The sequence below is a fragment of the Methylobacterium indicum genome (assembly GCF_017347565.1).
GTDB lineage: Bacteria > Pseudomonadota > Alphaproteobacteria > Rhizobiales > Beijerinckiaceae > Methylobacterium > Methylobacterium indicum.
Genome location: NZ_AP024145.1, coordinates 3,484,946 through 3,506,958, shown reverse-complemented (window position 1 = coordinate 3,506,958; position 22,013 = coordinate 3,484,946). Strand labels below are relative to the sequence as shown.

General features: G+C 72.3%; 18 protein-coding genes, 1 tRNA gene and 1 pseudogene. 8 read left to right on the top strand and 12 right to left on the bottom strand.

Annotated elements, in window-relative coordinates; all coding sequences use genetic code 11:
• Positions 1-31: 31 nt before the first annotated feature.
• Entirely contained in the window at positions 32-1,051 is a 1,020-nt protein-coding gene (locus miv_RS16455; RefSeq protein ID WP_048428914.1) for a TRAP transporter substrate-binding protein, read from the bottom strand.
• A gap of 311 nt (positions 1,052-1,362) precedes the next feature.
• Here miv_RS16455 and miv_RS16450 point away from each other — a divergent pair, with 311 nt between their 5' ends.
• The 3 genes from miv_RS16450 (at position 1,363) to miv_RS16440 (ending at position 3,166) form a co-directional block, all read left to right on the top strand.
• Positions 1,363-2,112 carry a lysophospholipid acyltransferase family protein gene (locus miv_RS16450; RefSeq protein ID WP_048428913.1) on the top strand — a complete coding sequence of 250 codons (750 nt, stop codon included), beginning with the start codon at positions 1,363-1,365 and terminating at the stop codon, positions 2,110-2,112.
• Positions 2,113-2,243: 131 nt separating this feature from the next.
• A complete protein-coding gene (locus miv_RS16445) occupies positions 2,244-2,600 on the top strand; it encodes a GCG_CRPN prefix-to-repeats domain-containing protein (protein WP_207177841.1) in 357 nt (118 codons plus the stop codon).
• A gap of 212 nt (positions 2,601-2,812) precedes the next feature.
• Positions 2,813-3,166 carry a hypothetical protein gene (locus miv_RS16440; protein ID WP_244748552.1) on the top strand — a complete coding sequence of 118 codons (354 nt, stop codon included), beginning with the start codon at positions 2,813-2,815 and terminating at the stop codon, positions 3,164-3,166.
• Positions 3,167-3,347: 181 nt separating this feature from the next.
• On the opposite strand, the gene miv_RS16435 is transcribed toward miv_RS16440, so the two are convergent.
• Both miv_RS16435 and miv_RS16430 read right to left on the bottom strand, forming a co-directional pair.
• Positions 3,348-4,325, bottom strand: a complete 978-nt coding sequence (locus miv_RS16435; protein WP_048428935.1) for an extensin-like domain-containing protein — start codon at positions 4,323-4,325, stop codon at positions 3,348-3,350.
• 115 nt (positions 4,326-4,440) lie between these two features.
• Positions 4,441-5,301: a DMT family transporter gene (locus miv_RS16430; protein ID WP_082171784.1), complete on the bottom strand. Its 861-nt coding sequence runs from the start codon at positions 5,299-5,301 to the stop codon at positions 4,441-4,443.
• 425 nt (positions 5,302-5,726) lie between these two features.
• Between miv_RS16430 and miv_RS16425 the strand changes: the two genes are divergently transcribed.
• Positions 5,727-7,118, top strand: coding sequence for an aminotransferase-like domain-containing protein (locus miv_RS16425; RefSeq protein WP_244748551.1), 1,392 nt, complete (start codon positions 5,727-5,729; stop codon positions 7,116-7,118).
• 34 nt (positions 7,119-7,152) lie between these two features.
• Here miv_RS16425 and miv_RS16420 read toward each other — a convergent pair whose 3' ends face one another.
• Positions 7,153-8,661, bottom strand: a complete 1,509-nt coding sequence (locus miv_RS16420) for an MFS transporter (RefSeq protein ID WP_207177840.1) — start codon at positions 8,659-8,661, stop codon at positions 7,153-7,155.
• Between the two features lie 176 nt (positions 8,662-8,837).
• Here miv_RS16420 and miv_RS16415 point away from each other — a divergent pair, with 176 nt between their 5' ends.
• A complete protein-coding gene (locus miv_RS16415; RefSeq protein WP_207177839.1) occupies positions 8,838-9,728 on the top strand; it encodes a LysR family transcriptional regulator in 891 nt (296 codons plus the stop codon).
• 22 nt (positions 9,729-9,750) lie between these two features.
• On the opposite strand, the gene miv_RS16410 is transcribed toward miv_RS16415, so the two are convergent.
• The 4 genes and pseudogenes from miv_RS16410 to miv_RS16395 form a co-directional block, all read right to left on the bottom strand.
• A tRNA-Leu gene (locus miv_RS16410) sits at positions 9,751-9,837 on the bottom strand.
• 350 nt (positions 9,838-10,187) lie between these two features.
• Positions 10,188-11,063: pseudogene (locus tag miv_RS16405) on the bottom strand (efflux RND transporter periplasmic adaptor subunit); the annotation flags it as partial.
• A gap of 7 nt (positions 11,064-11,070) precedes the next feature.
• Entirely contained in the window at positions 11,071-11,265 is a 195-nt protein-coding gene (locus miv_RS16400) for a DUF1656 domain-containing protein (protein WP_048431353.1), read from the bottom strand.
• Positions 11,266-11,268: 3 nt separating this feature from the next.
• Positions 11,269-13,257 carry an FUSC family protein gene (locus tag miv_RS16395; RefSeq protein ID WP_207177838.1) on the bottom strand — a complete coding sequence of 663 codons (1,989 nt, stop codon included), beginning with the start codon at positions 13,255-13,257 and terminating at the stop codon, positions 11,269-11,271.
• 119 nt (positions 13,258-13,376) lie between these two features.
• Here miv_RS16395 and miv_RS16390 point away from each other — a divergent pair, with 119 nt between their 5' ends.
• Complete coding sequence (locus miv_RS16390; RefSeq protein WP_048431351.1) at positions 13,377-14,534, top strand: zinc-binding dehydrogenase; 1,158 nt, start codon at positions 13,377-13,379, stop codon at positions 14,532-14,534.
• 195 nt (positions 14,535-14,729) lie between these two features.
• On the top strand, positions 14,730-15,140 hold the full coding sequence (locus miv_RS16385) for a DUF2147 domain-containing protein (protein WP_207177837.1): 411 nt from the start codon (positions 14,730-14,732) through the stop codon (positions 15,138-15,140).
• A gap of 206 nt (positions 15,141-15,346) precedes the next feature.
• Here the strand turns inward: miv_RS16385 and miv_RS16380 are convergent, their stop codons facing one another.
• On the bottom strand, positions 15,347-16,528 hold the full coding sequence (locus miv_RS16380) for a GNAT family N-acetyltransferase (RefSeq protein WP_244748550.1): 1,182 nt from the start codon (positions 16,526-16,528) through the stop codon (positions 15,347-15,349).
• A gap of 102 nt (positions 16,529-16,630) precedes the next feature.
• On the opposite strand from miv_RS16380, the gene miv_RS16375 reads away from it, so the two are divergent.
• Positions 16,631-17,680 carry a polysaccharide deacetylase family protein gene (locus miv_RS16375; RefSeq protein WP_207177836.1) on the top strand — a complete coding sequence of 350 codons (1,050 nt, stop codon included), beginning with the start codon at positions 16,631-16,633 and terminating at the stop codon, positions 17,678-17,680.
• Between the two features lie 9 nt (positions 17,681-17,689).
• Here the strand turns inward: miv_RS16375 and miv_RS16370 are convergent, their stop codons facing one another.
• The 3 genes from miv_RS16370 to miv_RS16360 form a co-directional block, all read right to left on the bottom strand.
• Positions 17,690-18,082, bottom strand: a complete 393-nt coding sequence (locus tag miv_RS16370) for a hypothetical protein (protein ID WP_207177835.1) — start codon at positions 18,080-18,082, stop codon at positions 17,690-17,692.
• A 133-nt stretch (positions 18,083-18,215) separates the two neighbouring features.
• Positions 18,216-18,431 carry a DUF2842 domain-containing protein gene (locus miv_RS16365; protein ID WP_058618739.1) on the bottom strand — a complete coding sequence of 72 codons (216 nt, stop codon included), beginning with the start codon at positions 18,429-18,431 and terminating at the stop codon, positions 18,216-18,218.
• Between the two features lie 96 nt (positions 18,432-18,527).
• Positions 18,528-21,977, bottom strand: coding sequence for an indolepyruvate ferredoxin oxidoreductase family protein (locus tag miv_RS16360; protein WP_207177834.1), 3,450 nt, complete (start codon positions 21,975-21,977; stop codon positions 18,528-18,530).
• Positions 21,978-22,013: the final 36 nt, after the last annotated feature.

Sequence of the window (22,013 nt, the reverse complement as noted above, 5' to 3'; positions counted from 1 at the left end):
CGACGCCCCACCGAGGGGTGTCGCCGGCCGGTCAGGCGATCGGGCCGGTGTGCTTCTCGAGGAGCGCCCAGGCGTCGTCGCCGAACTTGCCCTTCCACTCCTTGTAGAACCCGGCCGATTGCAGCTTGGCCTGGAACGCCTTGGTGTCGACGTCGCGGATGTCGAGGCCGCGGGCCTTCAGGTCCTGCTCCGTCGTGCCGGCCCGCTGGGCCATGTCGGCGCGCTGGGCCACCGCCTGGGCGTTGAAGTGCTTGGCCACCACGGTCTTCACGTCCTGGGGCAGGCCGCGCCAGACCTTGCCGTTCGACAGGAGCCAGAAGCCGTCCCACATGTGGTTGGTCTTCGAGAGGTACTTCTGCACCTCGTAGAGTTTGGCGTTGTCGATCAGGGTCAGCGGGTTCTCCTGCCCCTCGGCGATCCGCGTCTGCAGCGCCGAGTACACCTCGGCGAAGTTGATCGTCATCGGGGCGGCGTCGAACGCCTTGAACATCGAGGTCCACATCGGGCTCGGCGGGACCCGGATCTTGAAGCCCTTGAAGTCCTCCGGCTTCAGGATCGGCCGGCTCGACGAGGTGGTCTGCCGGAAGCCGTTCTCCCAGATCCGGTCGAAGGCGAAGAGGCCGGACTTCTCGATCTGCGCCCGGACATGGGCGCCGAAATCGCCGTCCATCGCCGGCCACAGCTTGTCGTAGGACGACCAGGCGAAGCCGACGCCGCTGATCGAGGCCGCCGGCACCAGGGTGGCGAGGATCAGGGGCGAGAGGGTGAAGAATTCCAGCGCGCCCGAGCGCAGCTGGCTCAGCATGTCGGTGTCGCCGCCGAGCTGGTTGTTGGGAAACAGCTTGATGTCGACCTTGCCGCCGGTCTCCTCGCGGATCGCGTCGGCGGCCTTGGTCATGTAGATCGTCAGCGGGTGGCTGACCGGGGTGTTGTTGGCGGCCTTGAGGCTGAACTCGGCCGCGTGCGCCTTCGTGATGCGCAGCACCGCCGGGCCCGCGACGGCGCCGGCGACGGCGAGATGCAGCGCGTGGCGGCGCGTGAGCGTGGTCATGGCGTCCTCCTGGTCGGTCCGCTTCGCCGCGGACCCTTCCGTCTCCCCGCGTCTTCGGTCGCGCGGGTCCGTCGAGGCTTAAAGCACGTTTTTCCCGGCCCGGCATCCGTCGCCCGGGTGGGCGTCGTCAGGTTTCCCCGCCCGCCGGGCCGCGCCGACCCGCCCTTTCGCGGGCACCGAAATGCTCTAAGGAAGGGCACCGCATCATGCGGGCGGCGCTTCGACCGGGCGCCGCGTTCCCGTCCGCCGCGCGGCCGGGCCCGAGGCGATCGGGCCGTCCGCCCGAAGGACCGCCGTTGTCGCCCGTATCCATGCCGCTCGTCCGCTCGATCCTGTTCACCGTCGCGTTCTACCTCGTCACCGCCGCGCTCCTGATCGGCGGGCTGCCGCTGCTCGCCACCCGGCGCAGCGTGATCTGGCTCGCCCAGACCTGGGGCCGGATCATCTTGCGGCTGCTGGACGCGATCGTCGGCCTCAAGGTCGAGTTCCGCGGTCTCGAGCACCGACCGGCCGGCGGCGTGCTGGTCGCCGCCAAGCACCAATCGGCCCTCGAGACCCTCGCCCTCGTCACCGTGCTCGACGACTTCACCTACATCCTCAAGCGCGAGCTGATGTGGCTGCCGCTGTTCGGCTGGTATCTCGCCCGCAGCGAGATGGTGGCGATCGACCGCTCGAAGGGCTCCCGGGCGCTGGCGCTGATGAACGAGGAAGCCGCTGCCGCGATGGCCGACGGCCGTCGCCTGATCATCTTTCCGGAGGGGACCCGCCGGGCGGTGGGCGCGCCGCCGGCCTACAAGTTCGGTGTCGCCCACATGTACGATCGCCTCGGCGTGCCCTGCCTGCCGGTGGCGCTCAACACCGGCGTGTTCTGGGGCCGCCGCCGCCTGACCTACCGGCCCGGCACCGCCGTCATCGAGTTCCTGCCCGTGATCCCGCCGGGCCTGCCGCGCGACACCTTCTTGACGGTGCTCCAGGAGCGGATCGAGACCGCCTCCGACGCCCTGGTGCGCGAGGCCGATCCTTCGGCCGCCGCGACGACGGGCCGTCCCGCGCAGACCTGAGGCGCCCCGTCGCCCAGCGGCGCAAGCACAGCCGTAACAGCGGCTGGTCTGCCTGCAACATGAACTCTTCGTAATGTCGCAACGGTTTTGCCCGCCCGTGCATTTCATGGTCCTCACAACAGGAGGATATGATGCGTTGGAGCATGGTTGCTGGCGCCGCGATCCTGTCTCTCGGTGCCGTCGTCGGCACGGGAACGACCGCCGAGGCGCGTGACGGCTGCGGCCCCGGGTTCCACCGGAACTGGCGCGGCTGGTGCCGCCCGAATCTCGGGCCGCGGGTCTTCTACGCCCCGGTCGTCGGCTACCGCACGGTCGTCGTCGGCCCGCGCTGGGGCTACGGCTGGCGCCATGCCGGCTGGCACCGGCCCTGGGGTTACGGCGGGTACCGCCGGGTCGGCTGGCACCGTCCGTGGGGTTACGGCGGCGGCTGGCATCGGGTCGGCTGGGGCGGTGGCTGGGGTCATCACGGCTGGCATCACCGCTGGTGAATGAGAAGGCGGCGGCCGGGTTTTCCGGCCGTCGCCTCGCCCTGCGGCTTGAACCCCGCGCTCCGCCTCTCCAGATCTGCGGGACGCCGGTCGGCCGTGCTTGACGGCCCCCTGGAATCAGAACTAGGCTGGAACAAATGGCGAACAAACGAGCCCTGTCCTGGTCGGTGGCGATGCGGGACATCCAGAACGACCGCGCGAGGAGATCGGACGTGCGTGAGGAGCGCCTGAGAACGGCCACGAGCCTCCGGGGAACCCCGGCCCTGCCGCTGAGCGCCTGGCGCGGCCAGTCCGGCCGCCGCTACGTGGTCGGCATCCACGCCCTCGACGACGACCCGTCCGAGGTCGGCGACGCGGTGGTGATCGCGGTGCGCCGCGGCGGCGACGGAACCGCCGAGCTGGTGGCGGTGACGGCCGCGGGCGAGACCCCGCGCGAGCGTCTCGGCCGCGGCTGGCTCACGCGGGCCCGCGCCCGCGGCGCCACCGAGATGCACGTCCACCGCCTGGCCGAGGACGCCGCGGCGCGCCGCGCCGTGGTGGCGGATCTCGGCGGCGTGGTGGCCTGAAGGCGGTTCGGTGCAACCGGCCCGGCATACCAACGGCGAAAGATGCTGACGCATCGATTCGATCCCGGGCAGGCCCGGGATCGACGGGGCCGTTGAACCATCTCGAATTTTCGACACCAAGCCGGAGGCTCGGCGAACATTCGAGAACGGAACCAAAGGTCGTCTTCGACGACCGTTGGTATCAGTAGATCGGTCCGGACGACCAGGTCGGGCTCGAGAGCGGCAGCGGCTCCGGCAGGGCCCGGGGTTCGACGGCGAGCGCCGGACGCGGCGCGTGCGGCGGGGGAGGGGCGTAGGCCTGGACCGGAGCCGGATGCGGGTTCGGGGCGCGGGCGAGCTTCGATCCGGTCTCCCGGGCGCTCGTCGGCGACAGGCCGTAGGGATCGTCCTGCTCGACGTCGATCGGCGCCGGCTCGGGGGCGGGCTGCCAGGTCGGCTTCTTGCGGATCGGCGAGAGCGGGGTCCCGGGCGGCGGCAGCTGCGACTCGTACTTGATCAGCGGCTTGCAGATGCGCCGCAGGCCCCGGGGATCGTGGCGGGCGAGATCCAGGTGCAGGTGGTCGTAGTGGTAGATGTTCGATCCCGGCGCCAGCACCGTGGTGAAGTGGTTGCACGCCCCGAGGAAGACCTCGCGCAAGAAGCCCTGCTCGGCCTCCGTGCCGCGCCAGCCGCCCTTCACCGTCACCACGTAGCCGTCGGCGAAGCGGAAGGACATCACGTCGACGGCATTGCCGAACGAGTGTTCCGAGAGTTTCGCGCCGACCTGGTTGTTGCGGCCGCGGCAGGAATAGGAGCCGGAATTCATCTCGACCACCGGCTGGCCGAAATAGATCTGGGCGGCCGGCTGCACCGTGCCGGCGAGCCAGGCCTCCACCTCCGGGATGATCGGACAGGCCAGCGTCATGCGCTGCTTGAGCGCGACGGTGCCGCCCGCGAGCCGGGTCACCCGGAACGGGTGGACCATGCCGCAGACGCCCGGCCCGTCGATCTCCTTGACCGGCTGGATGTCCTCGCTCGGACGAACGAGTTTCTGGGCGAGGCAGACCTCTTCGGCCTGATTCCGCCAGGGTTCGCGCTGCTCAAACCGGTTGAGCGCGCATCCGGTAAGCCCCAGGCCGAAGAGCGTGAAGGCTGAGAACGCTACGATGCCACGACGCATGATGCGTAACATGCGCCCGATGCCGTAAACGGCCCGTCAACTCTCGCCGTCAGCCCTTGGCCCGGGATGGGGCGGTCCGCTCACGCGAACCGCATTCCCGGGTATGACGGTCCGCTCATGCGAACCGTTTGGCCCCGGCCACGCACAGGACCACCAGTCCCGTCACGGCGACCATCGCCGGGGCGACCGGCTCGGCGAGGAGCAGGCCCGCCAGCGCCAAGCCAAGGAAGGGCTGGAGCAGCTGCAACTGGCCCACCCCGGCGATGCCGCCGCGCGCCAGGCCGCGGTACCAGAACACGAAGCCGACCAGCATGCTGAACACCGAGACGTAGCCGAGCCCGATCCAGGCCGGCGCGCCGATCCCGGCGAGGCCCGTCGGCCGGGTCGCGAGCGCCAGGGGCGCCATCACCGGGAGGGCGAGCACCAGGGCCCAGGAGATGACCTGCCAGCCGCCGAGCCGGCGGGACAGGGCGGCGCCCTCGGCATAGCCGAGCCCGCAGAGCAGGATCGCGGCGAGCATCAGGAGATCCCCGGCGAGCGACGCCGCGCCGCCCTGGAGGAGCGCGAACCCCGCCACCGCACCGCTGCCGAGGAGCGAGAACAGCCAGAAGGCCGGCCGCGGCCGCTCCCCCCCGCGCAGGACCCCGAACAGGGCGGTGGCGAGCGGCAGGAGGCCGATAAAGACGATCGAATGCGCCGAGGTGACGTGCTGGAGCGCCAGCGCCGTGAGGAGCGGGAAGCCCAGCACCACGCCGACCGCCACGATGGCGAGCGAGGGCAGGTCGCCGCGCGCCGGCCGGGCCTGCCGCAGGCCCCATAACAGGGCCGCTCCGAGGACAGCGGCGATCACCGCGCGGGCCGAGGTGAGGAACAGCGGCGAGAACCCACCCACCGCCACCCGCGTCGCCGGCAGCGAGCCGCTGAAGATCGCCACCCCGAGGAGCCCGCTGCCCCACCCGTCCGCGTGTCGTTGCATGATCCGGTATCCGTTCCGCCGATGCGCAGAGCCGAAACAGCGCTCTTCGGAAAATAGGAAGAAGCGCGAGCAATCCCCTCTCCCCGCGGGCGGGGAGAGGGCCGAACCCTCGTTCAGAGGGTTCGGCAAGCCCGCAGGGCGGGGGTGAGGGGGTATTGCCGGTGGAGGCCACTCCGGCGCCGCCCCCTCACCCTCGCTCCGGCTTCGCCTGCGGGCGCTTCATCGACGACAAGGTCGAGTGAGCTCGTCGATCCCCGAGTCCTCTCCCCGCCCGCGGGCAAAGGAGATTGCCCGCAAATCCCTCCGCCCCGATCGGCTCTGCATCCCCGCAGCCTTACCGCCCCCTCCCTTGGCCCCGAAGACACGATCCCGTACGGTTTCTCCGAACTGTATGGGTCTCACGAGCCGCACGGTCGGGGGTCACGATGGCGGAAGGCGGGCGCACGGCCGAGGTGATGCGGGCGATCCGGGGGCGGATCGCCGCGCGGGGGCTGACGCCCGGCGAGCGGCTGCCCTCGATCCGCGGGCTCGCCACTCTCATGGGCGTCTCGCCCTCGACGGTGGTCGAGGCCTACGAGAGGCTGGCGGCGGAGGGGGCGGTGCGCTCGCGTCCGGGCTCGGGCTTCTACGCGGCCTCGCTCGCCCCGCCCCCGACGCTGGCCGAGATCGGCCCGCGCCTCGACCGGGAGGTCGATCCGTTCTGGGTCTCGCGGCAATCCCTCGACGGCGAGCCCGACATCCCGAAGCCCGGCTGCGGCTGGCTGCCCGCCGCCTGGATGCCGCTCGACCCCTTGCGCCGCGCCGCCCGGAGCCTCGCCCGGGCCGAGGACGCGGTGCTGACCGATTACGGCACCACGCGGGGTCCGGCTGCTCTGCGCCGCCATCTGGCGCGGCTCTTCGCCGAGGAGGGGCTGCCGGTCGGCCCGGACCGGATCCTGCTCACCGGCTCGGGCACCCAGGCGGTCGATCTCGTCTGCCGCCTGCTGCTGCGCCCGGGCGATGCGGTCCTGGTGGACGATCCCTGCTACTTCAACTTCCAGGCGCTGCTGCGCGCCCACCGGGCGACCGTGATCGGCGTCCCGTGGACCGAGGCCGGGCCGGACCCGGAGTGGTTCGCGGAGGCCGCCGCGTCGCACCGGCCGCGCCTCTACCTGACCAACTCGGCGCTGCACAACCCGACCGGAGGCACGCTGTCGCCGGCCATCGCCCACCGGATCCTCAACGCGGCGGCCGCCCACGACGTCACCATCGTCGAGGACGACATCTTCGCCCCCCTCGAACCCGAGCCCTCGCCGCGGCTCGCCACCCTGGACGGGCTGGAGCGGGTGATCCGCATCGGCAGCTTCTCCAAGACCCTCTCGGCCTCGGTGCGCTGCGGCTACGTCGCGGCGCGTCCCGACCGGATCGAGGCCCTGATCGACCTCCAGGTGGCGACGCATTTCGGCGGGGTGAGCCCGGTCGCGGCCGAGCTCGTCGCCGGGGTCCTGGGCGACGGGCAGTACCGCAAGCACCTCGAATCCCTGCGCCGCCGCCTCGCACGGGCCCGGCGCGAGACCGCCGAGCGGCTCTCCGCCCTCGGCATCCGGCCCTGGCTGATGCCGAGGGGCGGGTTCTATCTCTGGTGCATGCTGCCGGACGGGTGCGACGCGGCGGGTGTCGCCCGGGCGGCCTTGCGCGAAGGCGTGGTACTGGCGCCGGGCGACGTGTTCAGCGTCTCGCGCACGGCGCCGGACCGCATGCGCTTCAACGTGGCGCAGATGGGGGACGGGCGGGTCATGCCGGTGCTGGGACGGGCCTTGGCTGACCCCGAGGCGTGAGGCGCGCCGGTCGCGCACCTCACGCCTCGTCGCCTCACGCGCACTGGCCCGCCCGGGCGGGGGCCGCACGACAGCCGAGAACGACGAGGCTCGCGGCTGCCATCGCCCAGGCGCACAATGCGCCGTAGAGCGTCACCCAGCCGAAACCGTGCAGCAGTGCCGTGCGAGCCGTCGCCTCGCCGATGCCCTCCGGCAGGCCGCCGGCCGCGATCGTCTCGGCCAGCCAGTCGAGGTCGCCTCTCCCGATCGGGATCACCTGGGCGGCGAGGTCGGCCCGGACGCCCTGCACCAGGAGGACGCCCATCAGCGCGATATTGATCGCGAGCGAGATCATCCGAGCGCTCATATCCATCCCGGAGGCCATGCCGGCGCGGTCGTGCGGGAGCGCGGCCGTCGCCGTGTTGGTGACGGGCGTGTTGGTGAGCCCGAGGCCGGTTCCGGCGAGGAGGCAGCCCGGCATCAGGGCGACCCAGCTTGCCGGATCGACAGCCATGGCGGCGCGCATCGTCACGAAGCCGAGCCCGATGGTGAAGAGGCCGAGCGGAATGACCAAGCGCGGCCCGTGTCGCCGCAGCAGCGTCTCGGCAAGGGGCGGCGCGAACAGCGTCGGCAGCGTGTAGGCGAGGAGTGCGAGGCCCGCGCCAACACTGTCGAGCCCGAGCCCGGCCTGGAAGTGGATCGGCAGGTAGATCACGAACGGCCAGAAGCTGAAATTCATGCCGCTCGCACCGATCAGGGCGCCCGAGAAACGGGGAATGCGAAAGGCGCGGAAATCGAACATCGGGCGAGCCAGCCGGCTCTCCACGGCCACGAATGCCGCGAAGCTCAGCGCGCCGACGACGGCCGTGGCAAGGGCGATCGGCCTGTTGGGCGAGGGGACCTCACCCCGCGTGATGAGCGAGACGAGGCAGAACACGGCGACCGACAGGGTGACCATGCCGGCGAGATCGATGCGCACCGCATGAGGGTCCGAGGATTCCTCTACGCCGATCTGGGCGAGCCCCGCTGTCGCGATCGCCAGGACCGCGTGGACGAGGAAGACCCAGTGCCAGGTCGTGAGGGCGACGATGGCGCCGCCGACGAGCGGGCCGAACCCGAGGCCGATTCCGAAGATGATGCCCCACCAGCCGAACGCGGTCCCGCGCTCCCGGCCGTCGCGGAACTGGTGCGACAGCACGGCGATCTGGCAGGCCAGCATCGCCGCGCCGCTCGTCCCCTGGAGGAAGCGGACTGCGATGAGCACGGGCGCGCTCGCAGCGAGGCCGCAGAGCAGGGATGCCGTGCCGAACACGGCGATGCCGGCGAGGAAGATGCGCTTGCGGCCGAAACGATCGGCCAGGGCGCCCATCGCCATCAGCGACGTCGTCATCGCGATGGTATAGGCGTTCATGATCCATTGCAGCTCCCGGAAGTCGGCCGGGAAGACCCGTTCGAGGGTCGGCAGGATGGCCGGGATGCTGGAGATCTCGAGCCCCAGCATCAGGGCGGACAGGCACACGGCGGCGAGGGCCGCGCGCGGTCTCGGAGTTCGAAGAGTGGACATGCTGGCCCCTGTGCTTTCCAGCTGCGGCGGAAGGGGCGGGTGCAACGAGGATCCACTGGGGACCGGCCCCGGCCGCAGCGCCGATCAAGGCAAGGGTCAAGGTGTCTCCGGCTGGACCATGACACAACGCGATGCCAGACTATATCAGTGACAACGTATCGTGATGGTTCGCCGCCATGCTGACCCTGGATGTCGATGCTGTCCGCGCCTTCGTGCTGGTGGCCGAGCACAGGAGCTTCACCCGGGCTGCGGAGGCGCTGGGCACGACCCAGGGTGCCGTCAGCGTGAAGCTGAGGCGGCTGGAGGAGCGGATCGGCCAGCGTCTGATCGAGCGGACGCCGCGCCAGGTGCGGCTGTCGGCGCAGGGGGAGATCTTCATCGAGCCGGCGCGGGAATTTCTGAGCGCGCATGAGCGGGCGGTCGCCGGACTGACGGCGACGCGCCGCCGCTTCAGGCTCGGCATCGCTTGCCACGTGATGGGGCCGGAGGTCCCGACCCTGCTCGCACGCCTGAAATCCCTCGACCCGGCCCTCACGCTGGAGGTCCTGCTCGACACCTCGTGGGCGCTGATGGAATCCTTCGATCGTGGCGCTCTCGACGCCGTGATCGTCCGCAGCGACGACGACCGACGTGAGGGTGAACGTCTCGGACCCGAGCATTTCGGCTGGTTCGCCGCGCCCGATTTCGCGCATCGTGCGGGGGAGGCGCTGCCGGTGGCGACGATCTCGCCCTTCTGCGCCGTGCGCGATGTCGCGACACGCCTGCTCGACCGTGCCGGTATCGCCTGGACCGAGGTCTTCGTGGGCGGCACCGCCGCCAATGCCGCAGCCATTTCGGCCGGGCTCGCAGTCGCCGCCTTCCCGTGCCGGCTCGCCCCGGCGGATTCGGTGGAGGTCGGCGAGCGACTCGGCCTGCCGCCGCTCCCGTCCTACGCCATCGTCCTGCACTCGTCCCTGTCGGATCCGCGGACGAAGGCGACGCTCCACACCATCACTGCCGCATTCCGCGAGCATCGCAGGCCGGCCGGTCGGCACTGCCCGATGCCGCAACCGTCCACGCTGCCGTGAGACCGTTCCTCGTCGGGGCCAGTGGTGCGGGCGGTCGGACTCGAACCGACATATCCGTGAGGACGGCGGATTTTGAGTCCGCTGCGTCTACCAATTCCGCCACGCCCGCGCGCGGTGAAGCCCCTCTCCTCTGCCGTGCGAAGCGGGAGCGTGTCAATCCCGGGCGGTGCGGCCGCCGCCCTGACGGTGCGGGCCGCGCGACTCCTTGCCGGAGTTCTCCTTCGGTGCCGCCGTCTCCGGCGCCGCATTGATGCCGGGCGCGATGCCCGGCGCGATCTGGTCGGCGCTCGGGGCGGTCTTCAGGTCGGGGGTGGGGAGGGTCGAGACGTCGTGGGGGCCCTTCACGGTCGTGGTCACGCCGGCGGGCGACACGGCGGAATCGTCCTTGCGACGAGGCCCGATCCGCGCGAGCAGGCCGTTGAACGCGGTGCGCAGACGGTCGTCGTGCTCGGCATAGGCGCCGACCGAGACGGTCGCCGTCATGCCGGCGACGAGGGCGAGGTTCGCCGGCACCTCGTCGATGCGGATGCGCACCGGCACCCGCTGGGCGAGGCGGACCCAGGTATAGACCGGATCGACGCTCGGCAGGCCTTGCGTGCTCGCCGCCGCGTTCGACGTGCTGATGCCCCGGGTGATGCTCTCGACCCGGCCGCGGATCGGCGCGGCATAGCCCATCAGCGCCGCCGTCGCCGGATCGCCGACCCGGATGTGGTCCATCTTGGTCTCCTCGAAGTAGCCGTCGATCCAGTATGAATCGGCGTCGATGACCGAGATGTTGCGGGTGCCTGCACTCGCATAGTCGCCGACCCGCAGGAGCAGGTTGGTGACGTAGCCGTTGACGGGGCTTCTCACCTCCGTGCGCTTCAGGTTGATCTCGGCCTGCGCGGCCTGCGCCTGGGCCGAGGCGAAGGCGGCTTCCGCCTGCTTGGCGGTGCCGGCGAATTGCTGCTTCTCCTCGATCGAGGTCGAGACGGTGGTCAGCGCCTCGCGCCGTGCGGCCTGGGCGCGCTTGACTTGGAGGTCGGCGGCGCGGTTCTCGACCTCGGCCTTGGCGGAATCGAGGGCGATCTTGAAGTCGAGCGGGTCGATCACGTAGAGCACGTCGCCCTTGCGGACGAGCTGGTTGTCGACCACCCGCAACTCGGTGATCTGACCCGAGACCTGGGGGGCGACGCTCGCCACCTGGACGCGCACCCGGCCGTCCCGGGTCCAGGGCGCGGTGACGTAGTATTCCCAGACGACCAGGGCGGCACCGGCGGCGAGTGCCAGCACCACGAGCGTCGCCAGGATCCGCAAGGCGCGTCGTCCCCGGCTCGTCCGCTTGACCGCCACGATTCTCTCCTCAGACCAGCACGATCAAGAGCGCCAGGATGCAGACGTAGATCCCCGCTTCCGCCAGCGGCGGGTTCGCGACGACGCGCTCGAAGCGCAGAACGCGCAGGAGCGGCCGCAGGGCGAGCAGGATCGCCAGGGCGAGCGCCGCGTAGGCGACGAAGGGGGAGACCAGCACCCCGCCGACCGTCAGCTCGTGGAACATGACCTATCCGCGACCCCACAGGCCGAGGCGCCGCAGCACGCGGCCCTGCCCCTCGACGACATAGGACGCGGTCGCGAGATCGGCCACGACGCGGGTCGCGGTGCGGCGCGATTCCGCCGGACCGGCGCGACACGCCGCGAGGAGCGCCGCGCCCGCGTCGCGCAAGGGACCGGCCTCGGACCGGCGGAGCGCCGCCCGGGCCTCGCGCACGGCTCCGTCATAGGCCGGGACCTCGGCGAGCCGGTTCAGGCCGGCCTGGGCGCCCGCGGCGGCGGTGTCGAGCGCCGCGAGCGCGAAGGCGTGCCGCAGGGCGGCGCGGCGCACCGCCCCGGCGGTGCCGCCCCAGCCGGCGAACTGCACCAGCCGGTCGGCGTCGAGGTTGACCCGCTCGTCGGCCTCCTGCGGCTCGCCCGACAGGGCCTCGACCACGTCGGCCCGGGCGGCCTGGAGCGACCAGCGCCGGTGCTGCGCGTTCGTGGTCGGCAGCACGATGCGGATGACGAGGAACAGGATCAGCCCGGCGACGCAGAACAGCACGCTCGACGTGAGGTAGGATTCCGCGCTGTAGGGCTGCGGGTTGGTCGGTGCCAGCACGACGGGGAAGAACACCAGCAGGATGAAGCCGAGGCTCGCGGTCTTGGGGCGCAGGCTCAGGAGGCAGGCGGTGACGATCACCGGCGCCATGGCGATGGCGAGCAGCGGGAAGCCCTGGCCGCCGTCGAGGACGACGAACTCGACGAGGCCCGCGCAGGCCGCGGCGAGCGGCATGCCCCAGAGCGCACCGGTGGCGAAGGCGACGGGATTGGGGTTGATCGAGGCGAGCGCGGCGAAGGCCGAGACCTGGAGCAGGGCCGCCGAGGTGGCGGGCCAGCCGCTGAGCACGAACAACGCCGCGCTGATCGCGATGGTGATGACGACGCGGGCGGCGTTGCGCAGCGCGTCGGGGAAGTCGCGATGGATGGGCAGCCGCATGTCGCGCAGCGGCGCCCGTCCGGTCTCCAGCGCGTCGACCCCGTCCTCGGCGAGCCGGTCCTGGCGCAGGAGGTCGATGGCGCGCCGCAGCCGCAGCACCGCGTCGGGGTCCGCGTCCTCGCGCTCGGCCAATGCGTCGAGGCGGGCGACGAGGGTCGGCAGCGCGTCCCGGTCGCCGTCGAGGCCGGCGAGCACGCTCGCGCGCAGGTCGTCCGGGTCGCCGGAACGTGCCACCGCGAGCGCGAACGAGCGGGCAGCCGCCACCGAGGCGAAGAGCGCCGCCACCGCGCTGCGGGCGCCCGCCGCCCGGTTCGCGCCGTCGTGGAACTCGGTCGCCACCACGCCGATCGCGTCGCGGGGGGCGGCCGCGAGGCGCATCGCCTCGGCCGCCGCCTCCGGTCCCGGATCGCCGTCCCGCACCGCCCGGCGGACGAAGTCGCGCGCGGCCTCACGGGCCTTGGCCATTCCGGCGCTGAGATCGGGGAAGATGGAGGGCGCGCCGAGCGCGTCGTTGATGAAGGTGATCGCCACGATGCCGAGCGTGATCGCGGCGACCCGCTCGATTCCGGTGGCGAAGACCGATTGCGGCGCGTCGATGTTGTTGATGGCGATGATCGCCACCGTGTAGCCCGACAGCATGGCGCCGTAGGCCTTGGTGCCCTGGAGATAGTTGGCGGTGAAGACGCACAGCCCCATCCAGAGCGCGAAGGCGACCAGCATCTCGACCCGGTCCTGCCCGAACAGGGCGGCGAACAGGATCGCCACCGCGAAGCCGACGAGCGTGCCGAGGAAGCGGTAGGCCGCCTTCGACAGGGCCTGCCCGCGCCGGGGCTGGGCCAGGATCGCCACCGTGACGGCGGCCGAGGACGCGCTCTCGAGCTGGAGCCAGAACCCGGCATAGAGCGCCAGCATCATGGCGAGCCAGATCCGCACGGCATAGGCCCAGGACGACAGCGGCGGCGGCTCGACCCGGTCGAGCACCGCATCGATCCAGCCGCGGCGCAGGGATTCCTCAGCCATCGGTCGCACCCGTTTCGGATGCGCAAATCGAATACGGTGCTAGGGTGGGGGAGGCCGGACGCCAACGATCCGGCGCGCGGCCCCGCGCCGCGCCAGAACCGCCAGTCGAGGAAGCGCCGATGAGCAAGCCTGAGATCCGCGTGGCCACGTTCGCGGGCCCGGGGGCGGAACCCGTCATCCAATCGGTGCCGTGGCCGAAGGTTCCCCGCAAGGCCGCCCTGATCAAGGTCGGCGCCTGCGGGGTCTGCGGCACCGACCAGCACATCCTCAAGGGCCATTGGCCCAAGCCCCTGCCGTGGCCGTTCACGCTCGGCCACGAGATCGGCGGCGTCATCGTCGAGAAGGGCGAGGAGTTCACCGCCGACTTCATGGAGAAGCCGCTCCAGGTCGGCTCCAAGGTGATGATCCCGCCGCTGATGCCGTGCGGGCACTGCTATTACTGCGTCCATTATCCGGAACAGGCCAACAAGTGCCTGACGCCGGTCTATTACGGGCGCTATCTCGGCTTCGACAAGGCGCCGCACCTGTGGGGCGGCTGGGCCGAGTACGTCTATGTCGACCTGGAGATGCTGCCGGGCACCAAGGTCTACAAGCTGCCCGACGACATGTCGCTGCGCCTCGGCGCGCTGTCCGAGCCGCTGACCTCCTGCATCCGCGCCTTCAACCGGGCGACGAAGGCCGGCGGCTTCAAGTGGGGCGACACCGTCGTCATCCAGGGCTCCGGCCCGATCGGCATCCTGGCGGTGGCGGCCGCCCAGGAGATGGGGGCCGGCCGGGTGATCTGCGTCGGCGCCCCGGAGGAGCCGCGCCTCGCGCTCGCCCGCAAGTTCGGCGCCGAGGCCACCGTCGACATCACCAAGGTCACGACGCCCGAGGCCCGCATCGCGGCGGTGCGCGAGATCGTCGGCGGCTTCGGCGCCGATCTGGTGATGGATTGCTCGGGCCACCCGAGCGCGGGGCCGGAGGGCATCGAGTTCCTGCGCGACGGCGGCACCTACGTGGAGATGGGCCAGTTCACGGATGCCGGGAAGATCGAGACCTCCTGGCACCGGATCTGTTCCAAGGACCTCAACGTGCTCGGCTCCTGGGCCTTCACCGGCAACGACCTGCCGCTCGGCGTCGACATGCTCTACCGCGCCCGGGACAAGTATCCGTGGCTCGAGATGCAGACGGTCTATCCGTTCACGCAGGAGGGCGTGTCGCAGGCGGTGCAGGACGCGATGGCGATGAAGACGGTGAAATCCACCATCGTGCCGTTCCCGGAGCTCGTGGCATGACGCGGCGTCCGGGCGCCTGACCGCATGGCGGGACGGGGGCGGAGGCGCCGAGCAGGTTTCGCCGAAGCGGACACCGGTTCGGCGGCAAGAATCTGCGCCACGACAAGAACCTAAGCGGGCGAAGCGTTGGCCTGCCAACGCAAGTCTGCTTAGGTCGGGGACTTCGCGATTCGCCTCAACCCGGAGCCCGCGCCGTTGCGTCCCGTCCTGCTCGCCGCCCTTCTCGCCTGCGCGCCCGTGCTCGCCCACGCGCAGGCGGGTCCCCAGCCCGTCGGCCTCTGGCTCACGCCCGGGGGCGACTCGCAGATCCGCATCGCCCGCTGCGGCGCGGGCTATTGCGGCACCATCGCCAAGGTGATGGCCGGCGAGACCAAGGACGTCCACAACCCGGACGCGGGGCAGCGCGGCCGCACTCTGGTCGGCGTCGCGCTGACCCGGGACATGCGCCCGTCCGGCGAGGGCTGGGAGGGCTCGCTCTACAACTTTCGCGACGGCAAGACCTATTCGGGCAAGCTCGCCATGAAGGGGCCGAACGTGCTCGAACTGTCGGGCTGCGTGCTCGGCGGGCTGATCTGCAAGAAGCAGCTCTGGACGCGGGTGGATTAGAGCATTTTCCGACCAAGTGGATGCCGGCATGCAGGCGTTCCGAGAGGCTCGCCCCTGTCCCGGACGACTGGAGCGTCAGCGGAAGGAGATCCGGGAAAGGGGTTGGCCGACGATGGGCCAGGGAGCTTGGCGGCCCCCCCGCCCCGTGTCGTGTATTGTGTTGCAACCCGATCGTGACGTTCTCCAGCGAGCCACCCGCTTCCCGGTCAGGCCGTGCGCGCCAGCGCCTTGCGCACCCGGCCGACCAGCGCCCAGAGCCGCGGATCGCGCTTGATCCGGCGCTTGAGGCGGGCACCGGCCTCCGCCGCCGCCCCGTAGGCGCGGCCGCGCAGGCTCACCGGGAGCACCGCGTCGACGAGGCCGATCGTCTCGTCGCAGACGCTCGCCTTGTAGCGCGCCTCGCCGACGCCGAGATCGAGGGCGGTGCGCCCGCGGGCGCACTGGTCGCGGATCAGGGCCTGGAGCAGCAGGTCGCCGGGGCTGAACCGGGCGAGCGCCGGGTCGGGATCGAACGAGGTCAGCATGCCGCTGAAGCGCCGCGCGTCGACGGCGCCGACGAAGGTCGCGAGGATGCGTCCCTCCTCGGTGCGCAGGGCGTGCAGCTCCAGGGCACCGGCCCGGTGCGCCGCCGCGAGGAAGTCGCGCGCCGCCGGATCGGCGAAGGGATCGCTGATGCCGGCCTGCGCGAAGCGCACCGCCTTCTGGGCGAGATAGGCCGACAGGATCGCCGCGCCGTCCTCGTCGTCCGCCGCGACCTGATGCGCCACCGGGCCGAGGGCGCCCGTGAGCCACTTCTCCTTCTGGCGCAGCTTGCGCCGCGCGTCGCCGCTCATCACCCGCTTGAGCACCGCCTCGGGATCGGCCTCCAGCGCCAGGCCGTAGGCGTCGCTCGGGGAGGCGGTGCCGTGGGCGAGCGGGTTCGGCAGGCCGTTCCACAGACGCGGCTGGTCCGGCAGGTGGATCACGTCGATCCCCGCCTGGGCACCGGCGCGGAGCAGAGCCTTGGCGTAGGCGTCGTGCGGCAGGGCCATCGCCTCGGGATGGGCGAAGAGCGGCATGTGGTAGTTGGCGTGCCGGCCGCCGATCACCCGGCCGACCCGGATGCCGGCCTCGCGGTGGACGAACAGCGGCAGCAGCGCCAGCGGCCGCCCGGCGGGATCGCGCAGCAGGACGGGGCAGGGGCGGGCGCCCGGCGGCAGGATGTGGGCGCAGGCCGCCACCCAGTCGAAGCGCTGGTAGGGCGTCATCACGGCGCCGGGCGCCGTCTCGAGGGCGCGCCAGGTCGCTTCGGCGGCCGTGAGGCTCGAGAAGACCTCGGGCACCAGCACGAGGGCCGGCGCCGGACCGGCCGCCACGCCCTCCGCCGCGAGTTGCATCGTGCCGCCCATCGCCTCGCCCTCAATCGCCTGCCCGATGGCCTAGCTGGCAAGCGTGCAGAATCCGCAAACGCCGTAACGAAGCTTTGGCCGATCGCCGGCATTCTCCCCGGCATGCTCTCCGCCGACGCCCGCCGCCGCCTGTTCCAGACCGGCTTCGCCACCATCGCGGCCACCGGGGCCGACCGCTGGCTCGGCCCGGCGACCCGCGGCCGCGGCGTGATCCTGACCTTCCACCACGTCCGCCCGGACGAGGGCGGGGCCTATGCACCGAACCGGCTGCTCACGATCACCCCGGCCTTCCTCGACCGGACGCTCACGGTGCTGCGGGAGCGGGGTTTCTCGATCGTTCCGCTGGCGGAGGTGCCGCGGCGCCTCGCCGGGGGCGGTCCGCCCTTCGCGGTGCTGACCTTCGACGACGGCTACCGCGACAACCGGGAGCACGCCGCCCCGATCCTGCGCCGGCACGGCGCACCCTGGACGCTCTACGTCACCCACGACTTCGCCACCGGGACCGGCCGGCTGTGGTGGATCGAGCTGGAGCGGGCGATCCGGGCGCTGGGCCGCGTGCGGTTGCCCGAAGTCGGGCTGGACCTCCCGGCGGCGGACGACGCGGAGAAGACCGCCGCCTTCGCGCTCGCCTACCGGGCGCTCCGGGCCGGGCCGGAGGAGGGGTTGCGGGCCGCGACGCTCCGTCTCTGCGGCGAGGCCGGAATCGAGGCCGGCGCCATCGCCGGGGAGCTGTGCCTGTCGGGGGGCGAGCTACGGGCGCTCGCCCGGGAGGAGCCGGCGACGCTCGCCGCCCACACGCTGACGCATCCGATGCTCGCCAAGCACGACGACGCGACGGCGCGGCGCGAGATCGTCGAGGGGCGGGCACGCCTTGCCGACCTCCTCGGCGCGGTGCCGGAGCATTTTTCCTACCCGGTCGGCGATCCGGGCTCGGCGGGCGCGCGGGAATTCGCCCTCGCCCGCGAGGCGGGCTACGTCACCGCGGTCACGACCCGGCCCGGCCATCTGTTCGCCGGCCACGCCGGCCACCTGCACGCCCTGCCGCGGGTCTCGGTCAACGGCCTCTTCCAGACCGATGCCGCGTTGCGCGCCCTGCTCTCGGGGGTGCCGTTCCTGGCCTGGAATCGCGGCCGGCGGCTCAACGTGGCGTGAGGGGTCCCGTCAGCGGTGGCGCCGGCGGCGGTAGTGACGGCTCCCCCCGCCGCTGATGACCGCGAAGGTCGCGCTCTGGCGGCCGCCGCGCAGGCGCCGGTTCCAGCCGCGCCGCCCCCGCGGAGCCGGCTCGGCACCGGTCGCGGCCTCGGCCAGCGCCGGGGGCAGGGGCAGACGCGGGATCGCCGCGGAGACCGCGGCGGCGGCGGCCGCCACGTTCTTGGCCGCCGGGCCGAACAGCGACAGGCACTGGTTGTAGGCGAGGTCGCCCTTGATGCGCTCGCACTCGCCGACGGAGCGCGGCGTGCCCTGCGCAAGGGCGGTGCCGGTCGACGGGCCGACGAAGAGGGGGCCGAGGAAGAGGGGGCCGGCGAGGAGGATGAGCGCGGGCGCGTGGCGCATGGGCCTGGGGCTGCCTTGCGGGTTCGAGCGGGAAGGCACGGGGCGGGCGCGCGCCGTGAGGGAATCGGCATCGTCCCTGGCAGCCATTTTGGGCGAAAAGCCGGCCTGAACCATCCGGTTCGTGACGACGTCCTCAGGCGGGATCGCTGTCGGGCCGCTCCATCCAGCGGATCAGCGGCATCAGCGGGATGATCCAGGCGATGCCGAGGATCGCATAGAGCACGGACTGCACCACCGCGGGGGTCTCGGCGATCCGGCTGTCGGCGAGCGCCATGGCGAGAGGGGCGTAGATGATCACGAAGGCGATCATCGCGATCGTCCCGAGGAGGGAGCGGGTGCGGCGGCGCATGGGGCGAACAACCTGTGGCGCGTGACGGATCTGACCTCCCGCCTACGCGACGGCCCGGCCCGCCGCAATCCGGCCGGCCGACGCAGGGCCGCCGCCTCACCCCGCCCGCGACAGCGGCGGCGCCGCGTCGTTGCCGGCCCGGACCGCGGCGAGCAGCGCCGCGCTGCGGGTCCGCCAGGCCGCGATCGCCCGCGCCTTGACCGGGCCGAAGCCGCGGATCGCCTGCGGGGCGGCGAGGAGGTCGCGCAGGATGTCGTCATCGGCCCGGCCGACGAGGGCGAGCGCCGCGTCGATCTGCACCTCGTACTCGGCCAGGATCGCCCGTTCCTCGCGCCGCTCGGCGATCAGCCGCAGGGGATCGAGGCGCGTCCCGCGCAGGCGCTTGAGGGCGGACAGCCCGCGCAACACCGGCAGCAGCCACGGGCCGAACGCGATCTTCCTCGGCTCGGTCTCGCCCGGCCGGGGGCGGGCGAGGACGGGCGGCGCGAGATGGAAGGTCGGCCGCACCGGGCCCTCGAATTCCCGGGCCAGCCGGGCGTGGAAGGCCGGATCGGACTGGAGCCGGGCGACCTCGTACTCGTCCTTGATCGCCATCAGCTTGAACAGCGAGCGGGCGACGGCGTCCGCCGCCGCGTCGCCGGCCCGCGCCCGCACCGCGGCGACCCTGTCGCGGTAGCGCGCCCCGTAGGCCGCGTCCTGGTAATCGGCGAGGTAGGCGGCGCGGCGCGCCACGAGGGCGTCGAGGCCTGGCTCCGTCTCGGGCGCCGGCTCGCCTTGCGCCGCCACGAAAGCCGGGTCGGCGGCGACGAGTCGGCCCCAGGCGAGGGCGAGGCGGTTGCCCGCCACCGCGACGCCGTTCAGCGCCACCGCCTGGTCGAGGGCGGCGAGCGAGACCGGCACCAGCCCGCATTGCCAGGCAAAGCCCAGGAGCAGGACGTTGGCGGCCTGGGCGTCGCCGACGAGCCGTTCGGCCAGCGCCTGGGCGTCGAGGGTCTTCAGCGCCCCGGCGCTCACTCGGCGGGCGAGCAGGGCTTCGAGCATCCGCGTGTCGATGCGGGCATCGGGATCGCGCAGGGTGGCGCCGGTGGGGATCTCGTGGGTGTTGGCGACGATGCGGGTGCGGGCGGGATCGATCACCGCCGCGGCGTCGGCGCTCGCCGCCACCACGAGGTCGCAGGCCAGCACCGCATCGGCGCGGCCGCGGTCGATCCGCACCTGATGCAGCCCGGCCGGGTCCGCGGCGAGGCGCACGAAGGACAGCACCTGCCCGCCCTTCTGGGCAAAGCCCATGAAGTCGAGGACGCTGGCGCCCCGCCCCTCGAGATGGGCCGCCATGGTGACGAGGGCGCCGACCGTCACCACGCCGGTGCCGCCGACGCCGGCGACCAGGATCTCGTAGGGTTCGGGGCCAAGGGCCACGTCGGGCTCGGGCAACGCGGCGGCGCGGGCCGCCACCGCCTCGGGGGCGATCGCGACGCCCGGGCGGCGGCGGGGCGTGGCGCCCTCCAGCGTGACGAAGGACGGGCAGAAGCCCTCGAGGCAGGAGAGGTCGCTGTTGCAGCCGGTCTGGTCGATCGCGCGCTTCACGCCGAACTCGGTCTCGATCGGCACGACCGAGAGGCAGTTCGACTTCTTCTGGCAGTCGCCGCAGCCCTCGCAGACGAGGGGGTTGATGACGGCGCGCCGCGCCGGCTGGGGGGCGAGGCCGCGCTTGCGCCGCCGCCGCGCCTCGGTGGCGCAGGTCTGGTCGTAGACGAGGACCGTGACGCCGGGGGTCTCGCGCAGGTCCCGCTGCACGGCGTCGAGGTCGTCGCGGTGATGGAGCGTGACACCGGGTCCGAGGGGGTCGCGGGCGGCGGCCTGCGCCACCCTGTCGGGATCGTCCGAGACCACCACGACGCGGGCCGCGCCCTCGGCGCTGACCAGGCGGGTGATCTGCGGGACGGTGAGCACCCCGTCGACCGGCTGGCCGCCGGTCATCGCCACCGCGTCGTTGTAGAGGATCTTGTAGGTGATGTTCGCCCCGCTCGCGATCGCCTGCCGGATCGCGACGTGGCCGGAATGGAAGTAGGTCCCGTCGCCGAGGTTCTGGAAGACGTGGGCTTGGCGGGTGAACGGCGCCTGTCCGGTCCAATCCACCCCCTCGGCGCCCATCGGCACGATGCCGGTGGTGTCGCGCTCCATCCAGTTCGCCATGAAGTGGCAGCCGATGCCGGCCCGGCCCTGCGAGCCCTCCGGCACGCGGGTCGAGGTGTTGTGCGGGCAGCCGGAGCAGAAATACGGCGTGCGGACCGGGAGCGGTCCGGGGGCGGCGGGCAGGGACGGCGCTTGCGGCACCCGCGCCGCCACACCGATGGCGTCGAGGCGGGCCGCCAGGATCGCGGTCAGGCGCGAGGGCCGCAGCTCCTCGACCTCCGGCACCAGGGGCGCCCCGGCGCCGTCGCGCTTGCCGAGGATGCGCGGCCGGTGCTCGGGAGCGAGGTCGTAGAGCCCGTCGCGCAGCTGGCGCTCGACCAGCGGCGCCTTTTCCTCGACCACCAGCACGGTCTCGACCCCGGCGGCGAGCGCGGCGATGCCCGCGACGTCGAGGGGATGGACGAGGCCGACCTTCAGGACCGCGATGCCGTGGGCGACGAGGGACTCAGGATCGTGGCCGAGGAGACGAAAGGCTTCCATGGCGTCGCCATGGGCCTTGCCGACGGTGACGACGAGGAGGCGGGGACGCTCCGGCGCTACCACGAGCCGGTCGAGGGGGTTGGCGCGGGCAAACGCCCGGATCGCGTCGAGCTTCTCGAGCGCCCGCGCCTCGATGGCGAGGCTCGGCAGGTCGGGCCAGCGGATGTGCAGGCCGCCGGGCGGCGGCGTGAAGGCCGGAATCGCGAAGGTCGGAAGCGGTGCGAGGTCGATCGAGGCGGCGCCCTCCACCACCTCGGAGATCGCCTTGAACCCGACCCAGGCGCCGGAAAAGCGCGAGGCGGCAAAGCCCCAGAGGCCGAAGGCCTCGTATTCGGCGAGGCTCGCGGGGTGGATCACCGGCATGTGCCAGGCGGCGAGCGCGAGGTCGCTCTGGTGCGACATCGACGAGGAGACGCAGCCGTGATCGTCGCCGGCCACGACCAGCACGCCGCCCTTCGCCGAGCTGCCATAGGCGTTGCCGTGCTTGAGCGCGTCGCCGGAGCGGTCGACCCCCGGGCCCTTGCCGTACCAGAGGCCGAACACCCCCTCGACGGTGGCGGCCGGATCGAGGGCGACCCGCTGGCTGCCGAGCAGGGCCGCCGCCGCGAGATCCTCGTTGATGCCGGGCTGGAAGCGGATGCCGGCGGCCGCGAGGCGCTCCTTCGCCTTCCACAATTCCTGGTCGACGGCGCCGAGCGGCGAGCCGCGATAGCCGGAGACGAGGCCGGCGGTGGAGAGCCCGTCGCGCCGGTCGATCGCGGCCTGGGCCAGGAGCAGCCGCACCAGCGCTTGCGTCCCCGTCATGTAGGCCCGGCCGACGCTGCGGTCGAAGCGGTCGTCGAGGCGGTAGGCGCGGTCGAGCTCGGGCATCGGCGGGATCTCCTCGGGCACCAGCCTATGCCGCAA

What these genes read in the sequence shown, in the direction of transcription:
- miv_RS16430 (WP_082171784.1), bottom strand. Translation starts at nt 5,301, where the DNA reads ATGCAACGACACGCGGACGGGTGGGGCAGCGGGCTCCTCGGGGTGGCG.
- miv_RS16400 (WP_048431353.1), bottom strand. Translation starts at nt 11,265, where the DNA reads ATGTTCCACGAGCTGACGGTCGGCGGGGTGCTGGTCTCCCCCTTCGTC.
- miv_RS16395 (WP_207177838.1), bottom strand. Translation starts at nt 13,257, where the DNA reads ATGGCTGAGGAATCCCTGCGCCGCGGCTGGATCGATGCGGTGCTCGAC.
- miv_RS16435 (WP_048428935.1), bottom strand. Translation starts at nt 4,325, where the DNA reads ATGCGTCGTGGCATCGTAGCGTTCTCAGCCTTCACGCTCTTCGGCCTG.
- miv_RS16390 (WP_048431351.1), top strand. Translation starts at nt 13,377, where the DNA reads ATGAGCAAGCCTGAGATCCGCGTGGCCACGTTCGCGGGCCCGGGGGCG.
- miv_RS16455 (WP_048428914.1), bottom strand. Translation starts at nt 1,051, where the DNA reads ATGACCACGCTCACGCGCCGCCACGCGCTGCATCTCGCCGTCGCCGGC.
- miv_RS16415 (WP_207177839.1), top strand. Translation starts at nt 8,838, where the DNA reads ATGCTGACCCTGGATGTCGATGCTGTCCGCGCCTTCGTGCTGGTGGCC.
- miv_RS16375 (WP_207177836.1), top strand. Translation starts at nt 16,631, where the DNA reads ATGCTCTCCGCCGACGCCCGCCGCCGCCTGTTCCAGACCGGCTTCGCC.
- miv_RS16450 (WP_048428913.1), top strand. Translation starts at nt 1,363, where the DNA reads ATGCCGCTCGTCCGCTCGATCCTGTTCACCGTCGCGTTCTACCTCGTC.
- miv_RS16370 (WP_207177835.1), bottom strand. Translation starts at nt 18,082, where the DNA reads ATGCGCCACGCGCCCGCGCTCATCCTCCTCGCCGGCCCCCTCTTCCTC.
- miv_RS16380 (WP_244748550.1), bottom strand. Translation starts at nt 16,528, where the DNA reads ATGGGCGGCACGATGCAACTCGCGGCGGAGGGCGTGGCGGCCGGTCCG.
- miv_RS16365 (WP_058618739.1), bottom strand. Translation starts at nt 18,431, where the DNA reads ATGCGCCGCCGCACCCGCTCCCTCCTCGGGACGATCGCGATGATCGCC.
- miv_RS16445 (WP_207177841.1), top strand. Translation starts at nt 2,244, where the DNA reads ATGCGTTGGAGCATGGTTGCTGGCGCCGCGATCCTGTCTCTCGGTGCC.
- miv_RS16425 (WP_244748551.1), top strand. Translation starts at nt 5,727, where the DNA reads ATGGCGGAAGGCGGGCGCACGGCCGAGGTGATGCGGGCGATCCGGGGG.
- miv_RS16360 (WP_207177834.1), bottom strand. Translation starts at nt 21,977, where the DNA reads ATGCCCGAGCTCGACCGCGCCTACCGCCTCGACGACCGCTTCGACCGC.
- miv_RS16420 (WP_207177840.1), bottom strand. Translation starts at nt 8,661, where the DNA reads ATGTCCACTCTTCGAACTCCGAGACCGCGCGCGGCCCTCGCCGCCGTG.